Source organism: Vibrio sp. D431a (assembly GCF_030248655.1).
Classification (GTDB): domain Bacteria; phylum Pseudomonadota; class Gammaproteobacteria; order Enterobacterales; family Vibrionaceae; genus Vibrio; species Vibrio alginolyticus.
Map to the genome: position 1 here is coordinate 1 of NZ_JAHGAP010000014.1, position 15,129 is coordinate 15,129.

Genomic DNA, 15,129 nt, shown 5'->3' on the forward strand with positions numbered 1-15,129 from the left:
CGTTTTGGACCCACCTGATTCCATGCCGAACTCAGAAGTGAAACGAAATAGCGCCGATGGTAGTGTGGGGCTTCCCCATGTGAGAGTAGGACATCGCCAGGCTTTAAATTTAAGAAGCCCGCTCTTTCGAGCGGGCTTTTTTGCATCTATAGCGTTTTAAAATTAGCCCACTTTATACCTAAAAAGTGTTCATCTAAGGTGCGATATACTTGCTCTCTGCAACCTTCCAAAAGGCTTTAACAAGCGGATTCTCCAGCTGAGTTTTGTTGCAGCAAACACCAAGTTTAAAAGGTTTAATTGGTAAGACTTTTAAACGATTTATCTTTTCTCTTACCGGACTATTGTTGATTACAACATCAGGTGCGATACCTACTCCACACCCCAATGCAACCATACTTACGATGGCTTCATGTCCGGAGGTTTGTGCGTAGATCTTTGGCTTTATTTTCATTTGTTTGAGCCAAGTATTGGCCCTGTCCCTTGCCGTTCCTGCTTCTGGGAGTATGAATGGAATGACCGACCAGTCTGGTTTTTCTTTTTGTAGCTCTTCAGCAAACGCACTAACCCCAACAGGTACGATGACAGAAAGTGGGATTTCACTGATCGTTTCAAATGCGATTTTATTTGGCATCTGTTCTGACTTGGCTGATATGGCAATATCGGCTTCATCTGCTAGTATTTTGTCGATCGCTTGAGCTGGATCGCCGGTTGATAGTTTGAACTCAATGAAAGGGTTCTGAATACGAAAGTCAGAGATTAGCTCCGGAAGATGGCTGTAGCTTGCAGTAACAGAACAAAAGAGACGGATTTCTCCTTTCAATTCATCCTCGGTTCCCTTCAGGTGACTCTGATACTGCTGCCATTCGCCAAGAATCTTTAAGGCAACTGGGACTAGCTTTTTACCTTGGATAGTTAAATCAACGCTACGGTTGTCGCGTAAAAACAATTGTTGGCTGGTTTCCTCCTCTAATTTTTGTATCTGTCGGCTTAAGGCTGAAGGGCTAATATGCATTGCCGCTGCGGTCTTGGCGAAACTTTTACTCTCACAGAGATGAATGAAAAGTTGCAGGCTTTTGATATTCATTAAATTTTCATTTCCATGTTGCATAAATTGCAATAACTAATTGTGAATATATCACTTTAAGCAATCTCATGTCTGTTTTAGTATGAAGTTATTCGGTAAGGCAATTACTGACCTCAATGGAAGAATCTCAAAGGAGCACCCAGATGGCTAATTATTTCAATACCCTAAACTTGCGCGAGCAGTTGGACCAATTAGGTCGTTGTCGTTTTATGGACCGCAGTGAGTTCGCTTCAGAAGCGGATTATCTGAAAGGTAAGAAAGTAGTCATTGTAGGTTGTGGTGCTCAAGGTCTTAACCAAGGTCTGAACATGCGCGACTCTGGTCTAGACGTTGCTTATGCGCTTCGCCAAGCCGCGATTGATGAGCAACGCCAGTCATTCAAAAACGCAAAAGACAACGGTTTTGAGGTAGGTAGCTACGAAACGCTAATTCCACAAGCTGATCTAGTAGTAAACCTTACTCCAGATAAGCAGCACACAAACGTTGTTGAGACGGTAATGCCGTTAATGAAAGAAGGCGCAGCACTAGGTTACTCTCACGGTTTCAACGTTGTTGAAGAAGGCATGCAAATCCGTAAAGACCTAACGGTAGTAATGGTTGCACCTAAATGTCCAGGTACGGAAGTTCGTGAAGAATACAAGCGCGGTTTCGGTGTACCGACTCTTATCGCTGTTCACCCAGAGAACGACCCAAAAGGTGAAGGTTGGGATATCGCGAAAGCTTGGGCTGCAGCAACAGGTGGTCACCGTGCAGGCTGTCTAGAGTCTTCTTTTGTTGCTGAGGTGAAATCTGACCTAATGGGTGAGCAAACTATCCTTTGTGGCATGCTACAGGCTGGCTCTATCGTATGTTACGAGAAGATGATTGCTGATGGTATCGATCCTGGCTACGCTGGTAAGCTTCTTCAATACGGTTGGGAAACCATCACTGAAGCACTGAAGTTTGGTGGTATCACTCACATGATGGATCGCCTAACTAACCCTGCAAAAGTGAAAGCATTTGAGCTTTCTGAAGAGCTAAAAGAACTGATGCGTCCGCTATACAACAAGCACATGGATGACATCATCACCGGTCACTTCTCTAGCACTATGATGGCTGACTGGGCAAACGACGATGCAAATCTACTAGGCTGGCGTGCAGAAACAGGTGAAACTGCTTTCGAAAACTACCCAGAAACTGACGTAGAAATCTCTGAGCAAGAGTACTTCGATAACGGTATCTTGATGGTTGCTATGGTTCGTGCGGGTGTTGAGCTAGCATTCGAAGCGATGACGGCATCTGGCATCATCGATGAGTCTGCTTACTACGAGTCTCTACACGAGCTGCCACTTATCGCAAACACTATCGCACGTAAGCGTTTATACGAGATGAACGTGGTTATCTCAGACACTGCGGAATACGGTAACTACCTGTTCGCTAACGTAGCAACGCCGCTTCTACGTGAGAAGTTTATGCCAGCCGTAAATACTGACGTAATTGGTAAAGGTTTAGGTGAAACGTCTAACCAAGTGGATAACGCGACTCTTATCGCTGTGAATGAAACAATCCGTAACCACCCTGTAGAGTACATCGGTGAAGAGCTACGTGGTTACATGACTGATATGAAGCGTATCGCGGTGGGCGGCTAAATGACTGGCCTTAAGGCTCCATTTCGGTGTCGAAGGTGCTTGTTTACTATCGTAAAGTCCGCGCCTTCTCCTAGAAATGAAACCTTAATACAGCGTAATTTACTTAGTCTCAAGTAACGCAGTAGATAAACTCCAGGCAGACTGGAGTGATAAATACAAAATAAAACACAACATCTAATCAAAAGGCTTGGTCGCCGTTGACCAAGCCTTTTTGTTTTTAGCCGATTTATCTGCGCGCCGATAAGAAAAACGCTCCTTTGTGAGGAGCGCTTTGATACTTATTTTTCAGCAAGCTTTTCTTCAAGTTGCGCCAACTTCTGTTCCATTTCTGTTAGCTTTTGACGTGTACGTAGTAAAACTTGAGTTTGAACATCAAACTCTTCGCGACTTACAACATCTAGCTTGTTTAGCTGGCCTTGGATTACTTGACGAACTTTCTGATCGACATCAGAGCCCAATTCTTTTACAGGTTGAGGCATTGAGTCGTGAATCTGTTTAGCAATTTGCTCTAATTTCTTTGGGTCAAACATAGTGGCTAAAACTCCTTTTGATTTGTCCTCATTTTAAGTAAATGATACGTGAAAGTCGCCACTTAGATGGCAAAAAAGAGAGCGGCAATAAAAAAGGCCACCGAAGTGACCTTTTTGAATGCCTTAATAGCTTATCTGTTATCCGCTAATTCACGATGAGCTGCTTTCGCTTCGTCAACTCGCGCTAACTTCTCCAAGTCTTTGTCTTCAACAAATACTGGCAGAGGTTTGTGTTTTTCAGCTAGGTAGCTGTAAATCACAGGTAGTACGAATAGTGTGAACAGTGTACCGATTGCAAGGCCAGCAACGATGACGATACCGATACTGAAACGTTGCGCGGCACCTGCACCTGTTGCGTACATCAGCGGGATCAGACCTGCGATCATCGCTGCAGTGGTCATTAGGATAGGGCGAAGACGCACTTTCGCAGCTTCCATCACCGCATCAATACGAGACAGTTTATTATGTAACTGCTCTTCCTTGGCGACTTCACAGATCAAGATACCGTGCTTGGTTATTAGGCCGACCAGCGTGATCAAACCAACCTGCGAGTATATGTTCATCGAGGCCGTACCCCAGGCCAATGCGATCAAGGCACCACATATTGCCAGAGGTACAGATACCATGATGACAATAGGATCGCGGAGTGATTCAAATTGAATCGCCAGAACGAGGAAGATGATCGCAAGTGCAAGACCGAAGGTTGCATACAAGGCACTACCTTCCGTTACAAACTGACGAGATTCGCCCATGTAATCATGGTTATACCCTGCAGGCAGTTTGGTTTGTGCAATATTTTCAAACCAATTAACTGCATCCCCCATCGAAACACCAGGGCCTGTAACAGCACCCACAGTTGCTGAGTTTAGCTGGTTGAAGTGTGGCAAAGAGCGAGGCTCAGCCACCACATCAATGGTAATCAGACTGCCTAATGGAACCGCTTTACCATCCACAGAGCGTACATAGTAGTTCTTCATCGATTCTGGGTTTAGACGCCATTTACGCTCAACTTGAGGAATCACCTCATACGAGCGACCATTCAGGTCGATTCGGTTTACATAACCATCTGCCATCATGGTGCTGAGGGTGATACCAATGTCTTGCATAGTCACACCGTAGGCACCTGCTTTGTCTTTATCGATCTTGATCTTCATCGTTGCAGAATCATATTTCAGATCCAGATCGGAATAGACAAACATTGGACTGCTTGCTACTTCCGACAGAATGTCATTTGCAACGGTAAACAAACTTTCAAAGTTGTTTGGCGTTGTAATTACGAACTGTACAGGAAGGCCTGAACCAGCACCTGGTAGCTCCGGCATTTCGTAGGCAGCAATAGACATTCCCGGAATGCTCGAAACAAGCCCACCAACACGCTGTTTGATTTCTGCTTGGCTCGCTTCTCGTTCGCCCCATGGTTTGAGTGTAGCTAAACCAAACGCTTGATTAGAATCCGGTACACCGTTAAATACCTGAGCGTATTCCACTTCTGGTTGATCAGAGAGAATCTTATTCACATCATCCATGGTGTTTTGGATGTAGTCCAAATTCGAATTTGATGGTGCGGTCCCTATGAGTACTACAACACCTTTATCTTCAGATGGAGCTAGCTCGCTAGGAATAAACTTGAATAGGACTGGTAAACTTGCGAATACAATTATCGCAAACACGATCACCACTGGTCGGCTAGCCATTATTGCTTTTAACATGCTTGCGTAGCGATTAGTCATGCCATCAAGTACATGGTGAACTTTTTGCTCAAACTTGCTTGGCTTCTCGTTCGCCTTCAGCATCTTCGAACACATCATTGGTGATAGTGTCAAAGCGATGATGCCGGATACGAATACTGAACCTGCCAGTGTCAAAGCGAACTCTTTGAACAATGAACCGGTGATACCACCCATCAATGCGATCGGCGCGTACACTGCACCTAGCGTCAATGTCATCGCGATAACTGGAACCGCAATTTCACGCGTACCAATAATTGCAGCTCGGAATGGCGATTCCCCTTCTTTGATGTGACGGTCAACGTTTTCTAGTACAACGATCGCGTCATCCACCACCAGACCGATGGCAAGCACCATCGCCAGTAGCGTCATCAAGTTCCAAGAGAAACCCATTGCCTGCATCACCATTGCCACACCAATCAATGAAAGTGGAATGGTCACGATAGGAATGATTACCGCGCGGAATGAACCTAGGAACAGTGTGATAACCACAAGTACGATGACCGCTGCTTCAAGAATCGTTTTCACTACTTCGTGAATCGATTCGTTGATGGCGATAGTTGAGTCGTACATCACGTTCATTTTGATGTTACTTGGTAGGTTGCGCTCAAGCTGAGGCAACAGTTCAAGTACGTCTGCTGCAATGTTGATTGGGTTAGCGCTTGGTGCTGCGTTGATCGCCGCAACCACGGCTTCTTGACCGTTTGCACTTGCGCGATAAACGTCGTGACTCTTCTCCAGCGTTACTTTAGCGATATCACCTAGGCGGATGACATCCCCTTCACCAGTTTTCACGACCAATGCTTCAAGTTCAGCAACGTTTGATACCTGAGTATCTGCGCTACCGTTATAAAGTACGAACTCACCCGTCGCTTGACCGGTTGCAGATTGGTAGTTGTTGGCGTTAAGAACGCTCATCACATCCGTAGCGGTCAACTTCAAAGCGCCCATTTTGGCAGGATCTAGCCATACGCGCAGTGCGTACTTCATACCACCATACAGGTCAACTTTGGATACACCGTTTACAGTGAACAACTGCGGGTTGATTACACGCTCAAGGTAGTCAGTGATCTGGCTTGAAGATAACTCGTCACTCGTAAAGCCGATGTACAGTACCGCCGTTGTCGAACCTGTCGACATGGTTACGGTTGGATCTTCGGCTTCTTTTGGAAGCTGAGAACGTACTGAGTTCGTTTTCGCTAAGATATCAGCCAATGCTGCATTCGGGTCAGTATTCAACTTCATGTTGACAGTAATGGTTGATTTACCTAGTACCGATTGCGAAGTCATGTAATCAATATTATCGGCTTGCGCCACCGCTTGCTCCAATGGCTGAGTAATAAAGCCTTGGATCAAGTTGGCACTTGCACCGTAGTAACTGGTGGTCACGGTGACCACCGTATTCGTCATTTCAGGGTACTCACGAACTTGCATTTTGAACACCGCTTGCAAACCAAGCAATGCAATCAAAAAGCTGATCGATACCGCTAAAACTGGACGTTTTATAAAAACATCTGTAAAGCGCATGATGCCTCCAACTTAAAGCATTGGTGTTTCAGCAGGTGGGGTAGTTGCATCGCTTTCGACAATGCTTACTTTCGCATGGTTACTCAAACGGACTTGACCCGATGTCACTACCACATCACCTGGCTTCACGCCTTCTAGAATGTGTGCGATATCTTTAGAGCGTTCGCCAACTTTTACCACATGCTGCTTAACGCGTTTTTCGCCATCTTCTTCTGTTACGATGTAAACATTGTCGCCATATAGCGTAAATGTGATCGCGGTTTGAGGTAGAGTGACCTGATTTTCTAACTTAGGCAGAATGATGTTTGCACGCGCGAACATACCACTACGCAGTTTGCCGTCACTGTTAGGGATATCCGCTTGAACTTGAATCAAACCACTTTGTACGTTAACCGCAGGCTCAATCGCAGAAATTGAACCTTTGAAAGGCTGTTCTGGGTAGGCATCCACGAAGATATCCACTTCTTGGTCGATATTGATACGTGAAATATCGGTTTGCGGCACGGTAAAGCGTAAACGCATCACGCTGGTGTCTTCCAGGCGAACAATATCGGTACCCGCTTGTAGGTACTGACCGAGGTACACGTTACGAATACCTACTACACCATCAAATGGCGCTTTGATTTCGCGTCGGTCGATGGTCGCTTTCAAGCTTTCAATGTCCGCTTTTAAGGAGAAGTAGTTCGCTTCTGCTTCGTCATACGCTTCTTTAGAAATAGAGCCTTTTTTAAATAGCCCTTGGTAGCGTTTGTATTTCGCTTCTGCTGCTGGCAACTTGGCTTGCGAGCTCTTTAAATTCGCTTTCTCAACGTCAGAGTCAAGCAGTACTAGTGGCTGACCTGCTTTGACTTGAGTACCGGAATCAAATGCGATTTTATCGATAACACCGCTCGTTTCGTTCGCTACCGTCACGCCTTGATTTGGCTCGATAAAACCAATTGCCTCGATGACTGGTACCCAATCCACCGCTTGCACTTCAGTTACGGTTACTGGGAATGCTGGTTCAGGGCGATTGGCAAACTGCTCCATTTTGTCTTTGATATCAATTAGTCTGTATGTAACAACGCTACCAAAAAGTAATAAAACAATTGATAGCATCAAAATCCACTTTTTCATTCTATTAAGAACTCCAAGTTAGTGTTTAATAATTGCATCCCAACTGGCTTCAATAGCGGCCTCTAATGCCGTCTTATCCAGTTGATAAAATCCCAAAGCGTGTTTCCGAGCAAGTGCAACACTTGCCTCAAAACTTAATCCAGAAAGTACTTCGTTATCGAGAAGCTTGAATACTCCCTCGTCTTTACCCTGATTAAAAAGAAGATCTACTTGGGCAAACATTTGTCTCTCAAGTTCCCGAGCTTTGCTACTATTTGAACAGGGTAAAGATTCATATTGGACTCGGTTGCTGATCGCACTTAAGTTCGAGCTCGCTAGATTCCAAATATTGAGCCACATGGTTCGATAACGCTGTTTTAAAGGCATCTCTTCACTAACACCTAGTTGCACCGCAGTAGCCACACGCTTAGCAACGTTAAGGCGTAGTTCCTCTAAAAGATGTTCTTTATCTGAGAAATAACGGTAAATCGTCCCTGCTGCGACACCTGCCTCATTGGCGAGCTTTTGCATGGAAAGCCCTTGAAAGCCAGATTCAGCAATGAGTTGTTCAGCAGCGACTAAGATTTGTTCTCGTTTATCTACAGCAGGGTTATCCTTCATAATGTCACCCTTTAGTGAATGAACGTTCATTCATTATAGCTTAAATACCCGCCATTTATGCAACAGAATATTGCACTTAATTGGTGTAAAAATTACAAGAAATCAGCATAGCTTTCACGAGGCCACCCCTTTATCATAGGCGCCACATTCATCACCCGCAGAGAATTTCTATGAAGCTGAACCCTAGTCAAGATGAAGCCGTGAAATACGTGTCTGGTCCATGCCTAGTGCTAGCTGGTGCTGGCTCGGGCAAAACTCGTGTTATTACCAATAAAATCGCTTATCTGGTTCAGCAATGTGGTTACAAAGCGCGTAACATTGCGGCGGTGACGTTTACCAACAAAGCGGCACGTGAAATGAAGGAGCGTGTAGGTCAAACGTTAGGGAAAGGTGAGTCTAAAGGTTTGATGGTATCAACATTCCACACTTTAGGATTGAACATCATCAAGCGTGAGTACAAGCATTTAGGGTTGAAAGCGGGCTTCTCACTGTTTGATGACCAAGACCAGCTAGCGCTGCTCAAAGAGCTTACTGAAAAGCAGCTTGATGGTGATAAAGATCTGCTACGTCAGCTTCTGAGTTGTATTTCCAACTGGAAAAACGACATGTTGACGCCAGAGCAAGCCAAAGCGCGTGCGCAAGGTGAACAGCAACAATTGTTTGCGTTCTGTTTTGATATGTACCAAAAGCAAATGAAAGCCTATAACGCGCTTGATTTTGATGACCTAATTTTGATGCCCGTTTTACTCTTACGTAATCATGAAGACGTTCGTCAGCGTTGGCAGAATCGTATCCGTTACCTACTGGTTGACGAGTATCAAGATACCAACACGAGTCAGTATGAGCTGGTCAAATTAATTGTCGGAGAACGTGGACGATTGACGGTTGTAGGGGATGACGATCAGTCTATTTATTCATGGCGTGGTGCGAAACCTCAGAACCTCGTGTTGCTGGGTGAAGATTATCCGAATTTGCGTTTGATTAAGCTAGAGCAAAACTACCGTTCAACGAGTCGAATCCTGCGTGCGGCCAACATTTTGATAGCTAACAACCCTCACGTCTATGAGAAGTCCCTGTTCTCTGAAATTCCTGACGGTGAAAAACTCAAAGTGTTGTTGGCTAAAAATGAAGAGCACGAAGCAGAGCGCGTAACGGGTGAACTAATTGCGCATAAGTTCCTAAACCGTACCGAATATAAAGATTATGCGATTCTATATCGTGGTAACCACCAATCACGTTTGATTGAAAAGTCTCTGATGCAAAACCGTGTACCGTATAAAATTTCTGGCGGCACCTCGTTTTTTGCGCGCGCAGAGATTAAAGACATCATGGCGTATTTGCGCGTTTTGGTTAATCCGGATGACGACAATGCATTTTTGCGCATTGTGAACACTCCGCGACGTGAAATTGGCCCAGTAACGTTAGAGAAATTAGGCAGTTATGCCAATATGCGAGGCAAGAGCTTGTTTGAGTCGAGCTTTGAAATGGGGCTCGAACAGCACCTAACGGGACGTGGCCTAGAAAACCTGCGTCGTTTCACCCAATGGCTAGTGGCGATTGCTGATCAAGCTGAGCGTGGTGATACCGTCGAAGCGGTTCGTTCGCTAGTTCGTGATATCCATTATGAAGATTGGCTATACGAAACTTCAGCAAGTCCGAAAGCCGCTGAAATGCGAATGAAGAACGTTTCTGATCTTTATTCATGGATAGTGGCGGACCTAGAGGGTGACAACTACGATCAAGAAGAGAAAACGTTAAAAGAAGTCGTTCAACGTTTGACCTTGCGTGACATGATGGAGCGCGGTGAAGAAGATGAAGACAGTGATGCAGTACAACTGATGACCTTGCACGCATCAAAAGGCCTTGAGTTCCCATATGTATACTTAATTGGGTCCGAAGAAGGTATTTTACCGCACCAAACCAGTATTGATGAAGATAACGTGGAAGAAGAGCGTCGCCTGATGTACGTTGGTATTACTCGAGCGCAACGTGAACTGACTTTCACTATGTGCAAAGAGCGTCGGCAGTTCGGCGAGTTGATCAAACCGACTCAAAGCCGCTTTTTGGATGAGTTGCCATTTGATGACGTTGAATGGGAAGTAAACAAAAAGCCAGTATCAGCAGAAGAGCGTATGGCGAAAGGTCAAGCACATATTGCCAATATTCGAGCAATGTTTAAGAAGTAAAGTAACCTTGTTCTCACTGACTAAAAACAAAAAGGCTTGCCAACTGGCAAGCCTTTTTCGTTGATGTCTTTACTTATAGACCTTCAATCATGTGGTCAATTGCTGCGATGATTTCATCGTCAGAACAGTCCATACAGGTTCCTTTGGCTGGCATCGCATTGAAGCCTTCTAATGCGTGCTTCACTAACGTATCTTTGCCTTGTGCAATACGCGGTGCCCAATCATCGGCATTACCTGTTTTAGGTGCGCCGTTTACACCAGATGCGTGACAAGCAATACAAAAAGTACCATAAACTGTGGCGCCATCACGTGGACCGGTTGGTTCTTCTTTCACTGGCTCAGAACCCGCTAGATAAACATCACCGACAGGTTGGATGCGTTCTGCGATCGCATCGTATTCAGTTTGGCTGATGTCAGAAGCTAAAGCTGCCGTAGAAAACGTTAAGGCAGCGAACAAAACGCTAATCATTTGTCGAGACATATCCATTAAACCCACTTCACATTCCCGAGGTAAGTGACTTACCTATTTATATAGTTAGAGTATTAATGCCGAGCAGAGAAATCATTAAATTCCACTGAATGGCATAGAATGATTAGACAACTTGGTTGCAGCTGTTAAATCAATGTAAATAATGGGTGATTATATCCCGATAACTTGTTGCAATAAACAACAAGTTATCCATGACAGGGCGTGAATCACATCAAAAATCCACTTTAACGGAAGATAACTGTCGAAAAAGAGACCAAACGATAAAAAAAGTAAAAAAAGTACTAGACGGCATAGTGTGATATCCGTATTATTCCACTCCGCCGATAGGGCATGCGCCCGTAGCTCAGTTGGATAGAGCGTTGGCCTCCGGAGCCAAAGGTCGAAGGTTCGAATCCTTTCGGGCGTACCATTGCCTCGGAGGATACATCGGTAAAAATCAGTGGTGGCTATAGCTCAGTTGGTAGAGCCCCGGATTGTGATTCCGGTTGTCGCGAGTTCAAGTCTCGTTAGCCACCCCATTCTTTCTTTTTTAGATTGAATGCGGTAGCATTGCTCCCAATCTTGATTCAATCAAGATAAAACATCGTCGGTGAATAGCGCAGCTTGGTAGCGCATCTGGTTTGGGACCAGAGGGTCGGGGGTTCGAATCCCTCTTCACCGACCACTATTTAGTTTATGGCTCTAATAGAGCGGTAAACAGCAAAAATTGATGGTGGCTATAGCTCAGTTGGTAGAGCCCTGGATTGTGATTCCGGTGGTCGCGAGTTCGAATCTCGTTAGCCACCCCATTAATTAAGGTGACTTCTTAGTTGAAGTGTCCTGTCTGATTTGAGAAAATCAGTAAATACAGTTCGGTGAATAGCGCAGCTTGGTAGCGCATCTGGTTTGGGACCAGAGGGTCGGGGGTTCGAATCCCTCTTCACCGACCACTATTTAAAGCCTCAGTCGAAAGACTGGGGCTTTTTTACATCTCTCCTGAAAAGAATCGGCATTCCATTTCAATTTTCCCCAAAAGTGTACAGCTCTAGGGGCTTTTGACCACCTATGATCTAAATGCTTTTCGAGCTGACAAAATAAACCCCAGAGCAGTGTCTGGGGGGTTGTAGTTTTCTAATCCGCTGCTTTTATTGGGCGAGTGTTTTAAGGATTTCTTTTACTTCTACCGTTTTTTGGATTTCAAAACTTGGCGTTATATCCGTTGAGTTACTTGCGCCTGTCGCATTCACCCACACACTCAAAATGCCCATATTGTTAGCGCCAGCAATGTCAGCAGGTAAAGAGTCGCCCACGTGTAGAGCCTCTTCTGGTTTTACTTCGACCAAGTCGAGCGCTTTTTGGAAAATACTTGTAGCAGGTTTCTCTTCTGGCTCTTCTCCTCCCACAATAATATGGTCCACCCAGTTGCTCATTTGTGTCGCGTTTAATTTAGGGTGTTGAGAAAAAATCGGGCCGTTAGTGATCACGACGAGTTTGTAATGTTGACGAAGGTCGCTGAGCATTTCTTTTACACCAGGGAAGAAAGTGAACGCGCCCATACGTGCAGAGTCAAAGTAGTCTTGAGCTTGTTGAGCCTCTTTTGCAGTGATGCTGACGCCTTGCTCCGCCAAGATGTTTTGGATCAGGCCACAACGGAAAGCATTTTCATCGGGTAGCAGAGCCACAAGGTGAGGGAACTCAGCATTCAGCTTTTTGTATACACCCTGCAAGTAGCGCTGCAAAAACGCTTTTGGCTCGGTAACTTGTGGGTAGGTCTTATGAATCCAAGTTGTAAACGCTTGTCCTGCAACTTTATCGGCTTGTGACGTTGCACATAAAGTCTCGTCCATATCAAAAAAAATCGCTTTAAGCACAGGAGCTCCTTTTATTTACGGCTTGGCTTTGACACTGTTCATCTATTATCCCACTCTCAATTGTGTCGTAAAGGGTTAAAATCGGCGAGTTTTCTTATGACGTACGAATGAGGATAGCGGTACTTTCCTTTGCTTAGTCAATAAACCGCTTAAGTGGCGCATAATCTGCGTTGGAGCAGGATTTGTGTGGTTTTGCTGTTTTGTTCACGTTTTGACCGATCCTTTCTCTTCCTAAGTTTGGCTTTTTGTATTTGCCGACTATTTTATTAATAGTTTTTTATGTTGAAAAAACACTTTTTGCATATGATATTGTTTGTTAAATGTTAATAAATGCACATGAATAATATGGTTAATGATCTTGTTTAGCTCATGTTTACTTTTAGAGCATTTTTCTAGTTTTATTGGTGCATGACGCACAAAAATAGTGTGATATGAAAATGGTTAAATACTTGTTAATGCATTTTTATTCGCTAATTGTGCGTTTATTTAATGTTTTTTCGGCGGAATATACTTTAATTGTTGCTTTTTTGTGTGATTTTTGCCAAATTATTTCCGCATTAAGATTTCAGAGTATTATTCTGAATTTGAACGGATTCATTCAGGTGATGAATGGTGCCTTTGGCATGATTCGATACCACAGACAAGGCAGTAGAGGTCTGAAATGTCACTATTAGAAGTGAAAAACCTTCGTATTGAATACCCATCCCGACACGGCGTTCACGCTGCCGTGAAGTCACTTTCTTTTCATATTGAACGTGGTGAAATCGTGGGTGTTGTTGGCGAATCAGGTGCGGGTAAATCCACCGTTGGTAACGCCGTTATTGATTTGCTTAGCCCTCCAGGTCGCGTTGCTAGCGGTGATGTATTCTTGGATGGAGAAAAAATTTCTGGCCTATCACCAGAAGCGATGCGTAAGGTTCGCGGCTCGAAAATAGGTTTTATTTTCCAAGATCCGATGACCTCGCTCAATCCACTTTTTACTGTTGAGCAACAGCTGAAAGAGACGATCCACGCTAACATGAAGGTCTCTGATGAAGAGGCGTATCAGCGCGCGCTTTCTCTTATGCAGCAGGTTGGTATTCCTCAACCAGAAAACCGCTTAAAGCAGTACCCGCACCAATTCTCTGGTGGTATGCGTCAGCGTGTTGTCATTGCCATTGCTTTGGCTGGTGAGCCTGATCTCATCATTGCGGACGAACCAACTACGGCGTTAGACGTTTCTATCCAAGACCAAATCCTCAACTTGATCCGCGAGCTGTGTATCAAGAACAATGTCGGCTGTATGTTGGTTACTCACGATATGGGTGTCGTCTCCAACGTCACCGATCGCGTGGCGGTAATGTATCGTGGTGACTTGGTGGAGTTTGGACCAACAGCCAAAGTATTGGGCGATCCTGATCATTCTTATACTCGCAGTCTAATTTCAGCGGTACCACGTTCAGACAGAAAGCTAGATCGTTTCCCGTTAGTAAGCTATATCGAAGAAGCGGCGGAAATGGAGCCACTCGATATCAAGAACCACTGGTTAGGACAAAGCCAAGATGAGCGTGAGTACACTGGCCCGCTTTTGGACGTGAAGAACGTCAATCTTCGCTTTGTGACCAAAGACTCTTTGTTCGAGAGCCGCCGAGAATACGTGCAAGCATCTAATAATGTGAGCTTTGAAGTGCACGAAGGCGAAACCTTTGGTTTGGTGGGCGAGTCTGGTTCAGGTAAATCGACCATTGCACGTGTGATTGCTGGTTTATACCAACCTAACTCTGGTCAGGTGAAATTCGAGGGCATTGACCTGACCGCTTTAACCTCTGAGAAAGAGCGCCGCCCGATGCGTCGTCAAATGCAGATGGTGTTCCAAAACCCATATACTTCAATGAACCCTCGTATGAAGGTATTCGATATTATTGCTGAGCCAATCCGTTTCCATAAATTGACGAAAAACGAGTCGGAAACTCGCCAAATCGTGAATGACCTATTGGATCATGTTGGTTTGGGTCGAATGGCTGGGCTTAAGTACCCTCATGAATTCTCCGGTGGTCAGCGTCAGCGTATTTCTATTGCGCGTGCGTTGGCGACTCGTCCTCGACTTTTGATTTGTGATGAACCGACCTCAGCACTGGACGTATCGGTACAGGCACAAATTCTAAACTTGCTGAAAGATCTGCAAAGTGAGCTGAACTTGACTATGTTGTTTATCAGCCACGATTTACCTGTTATTCGTCAGATGTGTGACCGAGTAGGTGTGATGCAAATGGGTACACTTTTAGAAGTGGCACCAACAGAACAGTTATTCACGGCACCTCAACACGAATACAGCAAAAAATTGATTTCTCTGATGCCGGAGTTTACTGGCTTGCGAGAAGAGATCGAAACGGCATAAACCAAGCAATTCGC

10 protein-coding genes, 5 tRNA genes and 1 rRNA gene are annotated in these 15,129 nt (G+C 44.9%); 9 read left to right on the forward strand and 7 right to left on the reverse strand.

Annotation, left to right across the window (positions count from 1 at the left end; all coding sequences use genetic code 11):
- Positions 1-102 (forward strand): 5S ribosomal RNA (gene rrf, locus KJB35_RS12640); the annotation flags it as partial.
- Between the two features lie 91 nt (positions 103-193).
- On the opposite strand, the gene ilvY is transcribed toward rrf, so the two are convergent.
- Positions 194-1,084: an HTH-type transcriptional activator IlvY gene (ilvY, locus tag KJB35_RS12645; RefSeq protein ID WP_005379097.1), complete on the reverse strand. Its 891-nt coding sequence runs from the start codon at positions 1,082-1,084 to the stop codon at positions 194-196.
- Positions 1,085-1,227: 143 nt separating this feature from the next.
- Here ilvY and ilvC point away from each other — a divergent pair, with 143 nt between their 5' ends.
- Positions 1,228-2,712: a ketol-acid reductoisomerase gene (gene ilvC, locus KJB35_RS12650; protein WP_005379098.1), complete on the forward strand. Its 1,485-nt coding sequence runs from the start codon at positions 1,228-1,230 to the stop codon at positions 2,710-2,712.
- 278 nt (positions 2,713-2,990) lie between these two features.
- Here ilvC and KJB35_RS12655 read toward each other — a convergent pair whose 3' ends face one another.
- The 4 genes from KJB35_RS12655 to KJB35_RS12670 all read right to left on the reverse strand — a co-directional run bounded on the left by KJB35_RS12655 (position 2,991) and on the right by KJB35_RS12670 (position 8,212).
- Entirely contained in the window at positions 2,991-3,242 is a 252-nt protein-coding gene (locus KJB35_RS12655; RefSeq protein WP_005379099.1) for an accessory factor UbiK family protein, read from the reverse strand.
- Between the two features lie 131 nt (positions 3,243-3,373).
- Complete coding sequence (gene vmeD, locus KJB35_RS12660) at positions 3,374-6,496, reverse strand: multidrug efflux RND transporter permease subunit VmeD (protein WP_033907400.1); 3,123 nt, start codon at positions 6,494-6,496, stop codon at positions 3,374-3,376.
- Positions 6,497-6,508: 12 nt separating this feature from the next.
- Entirely contained in the window at positions 6,509-7,612 is a 1,104-nt protein-coding gene (locus KJB35_RS12665) for an efflux RND transporter periplasmic adaptor subunit (RefSeq protein WP_042523871.1), read from the reverse strand.
- Positions 7,613-7,630: 18 nt separating this feature from the next.
- Positions 7,631-8,212 (reverse strand): TetR/AcrR family transcriptional regulator, encoded by a 582-nt coding sequence (locus KJB35_RS12670; RefSeq protein WP_005384254.1) that lies wholly within the window; start codon positions 8,210-8,212, stop codon positions 7,631-7,633.
- 170 nt (positions 8,213-8,382) lie between these two features.
- On the opposite strand from KJB35_RS12670, the gene rep reads away from it, so the two are divergent.
- Complete coding sequence (rep, locus tag KJB35_RS12675) at positions 8,383-10,398, forward strand: DNA helicase Rep (RefSeq protein ID WP_005379104.1); 2,016 nt, start codon at positions 8,383-8,385, stop codon at positions 10,396-10,398.
- Between the two features lie 73 nt (positions 10,399-10,471).
- Here the strand turns inward: rep and KJB35_RS12680 are convergent, their stop codons facing one another.
- Positions 10,472-10,885 carry a cytochrome c5 family protein gene (locus KJB35_RS12680; protein WP_005384252.1) on the reverse strand — a complete coding sequence of 138 codons (414 nt, stop codon included), beginning with the start codon at positions 10,883-10,885 and terminating at the stop codon, positions 10,472-10,474.
- Between the two features lie 335 nt (positions 10,886-11,220).
- On the opposite strand from KJB35_RS12680, the gene KJB35_RS12685 reads away from it, so the two are divergent.
- The 5 genes from KJB35_RS12685 (at position 11,221) to KJB35_RS12705 (ending at position 11,817) form a co-directional block, all read left to right on the forward strand.
- A tRNA-Arg gene (locus tag KJB35_RS12685) sits at positions 11,221-11,297 on the forward strand.
- 33 nt (positions 11,298-11,330) lie between these two features.
- A tRNA-His gene (locus tag KJB35_RS12690) sits at positions 11,331-11,406 on the forward strand.
- A gap of 69 nt (positions 11,407-11,475) precedes the next feature.
- Positions 11,476-11,552, forward strand: a tRNA-Pro gene (locus tag KJB35_RS12695).
- Between the two features lie 48 nt (positions 11,553-11,600).
- A tRNA-His gene (locus KJB35_RS12700) sits at positions 11,601-11,676 on the forward strand.
- Positions 11,677-11,740: 64 nt separating this feature from the next.
- Positions 11,741-11,817, forward strand: a tRNA-Pro gene (locus tag KJB35_RS12705).
- Between the two features lie 195 nt (positions 11,818-12,012).
- Here KJB35_RS12705 and KJB35_RS12710 read toward each other — a convergent pair.
- Positions 12,013-12,738 (reverse strand): HAD family hydrolase, encoded by a 726-nt coding sequence (locus tag KJB35_RS12710; protein WP_033907401.1) that lies wholly within the window; start codon positions 12,736-12,738, stop codon positions 12,013-12,015.
- 661 nt (positions 12,739-13,399) lie between these two features.
- Here KJB35_RS12710 and KJB35_RS12715 point away from each other — a divergent pair.
- A complete protein-coding gene (locus KJB35_RS12715; RefSeq protein ID WP_005379108.1) occupies positions 13,400-15,115 on the forward strand; it encodes an ABC transporter ATP-binding protein in 1,716 nt (571 codons plus the stop codon).
- Positions 15,116-15,129 lie beyond the last annotated feature (14 nt).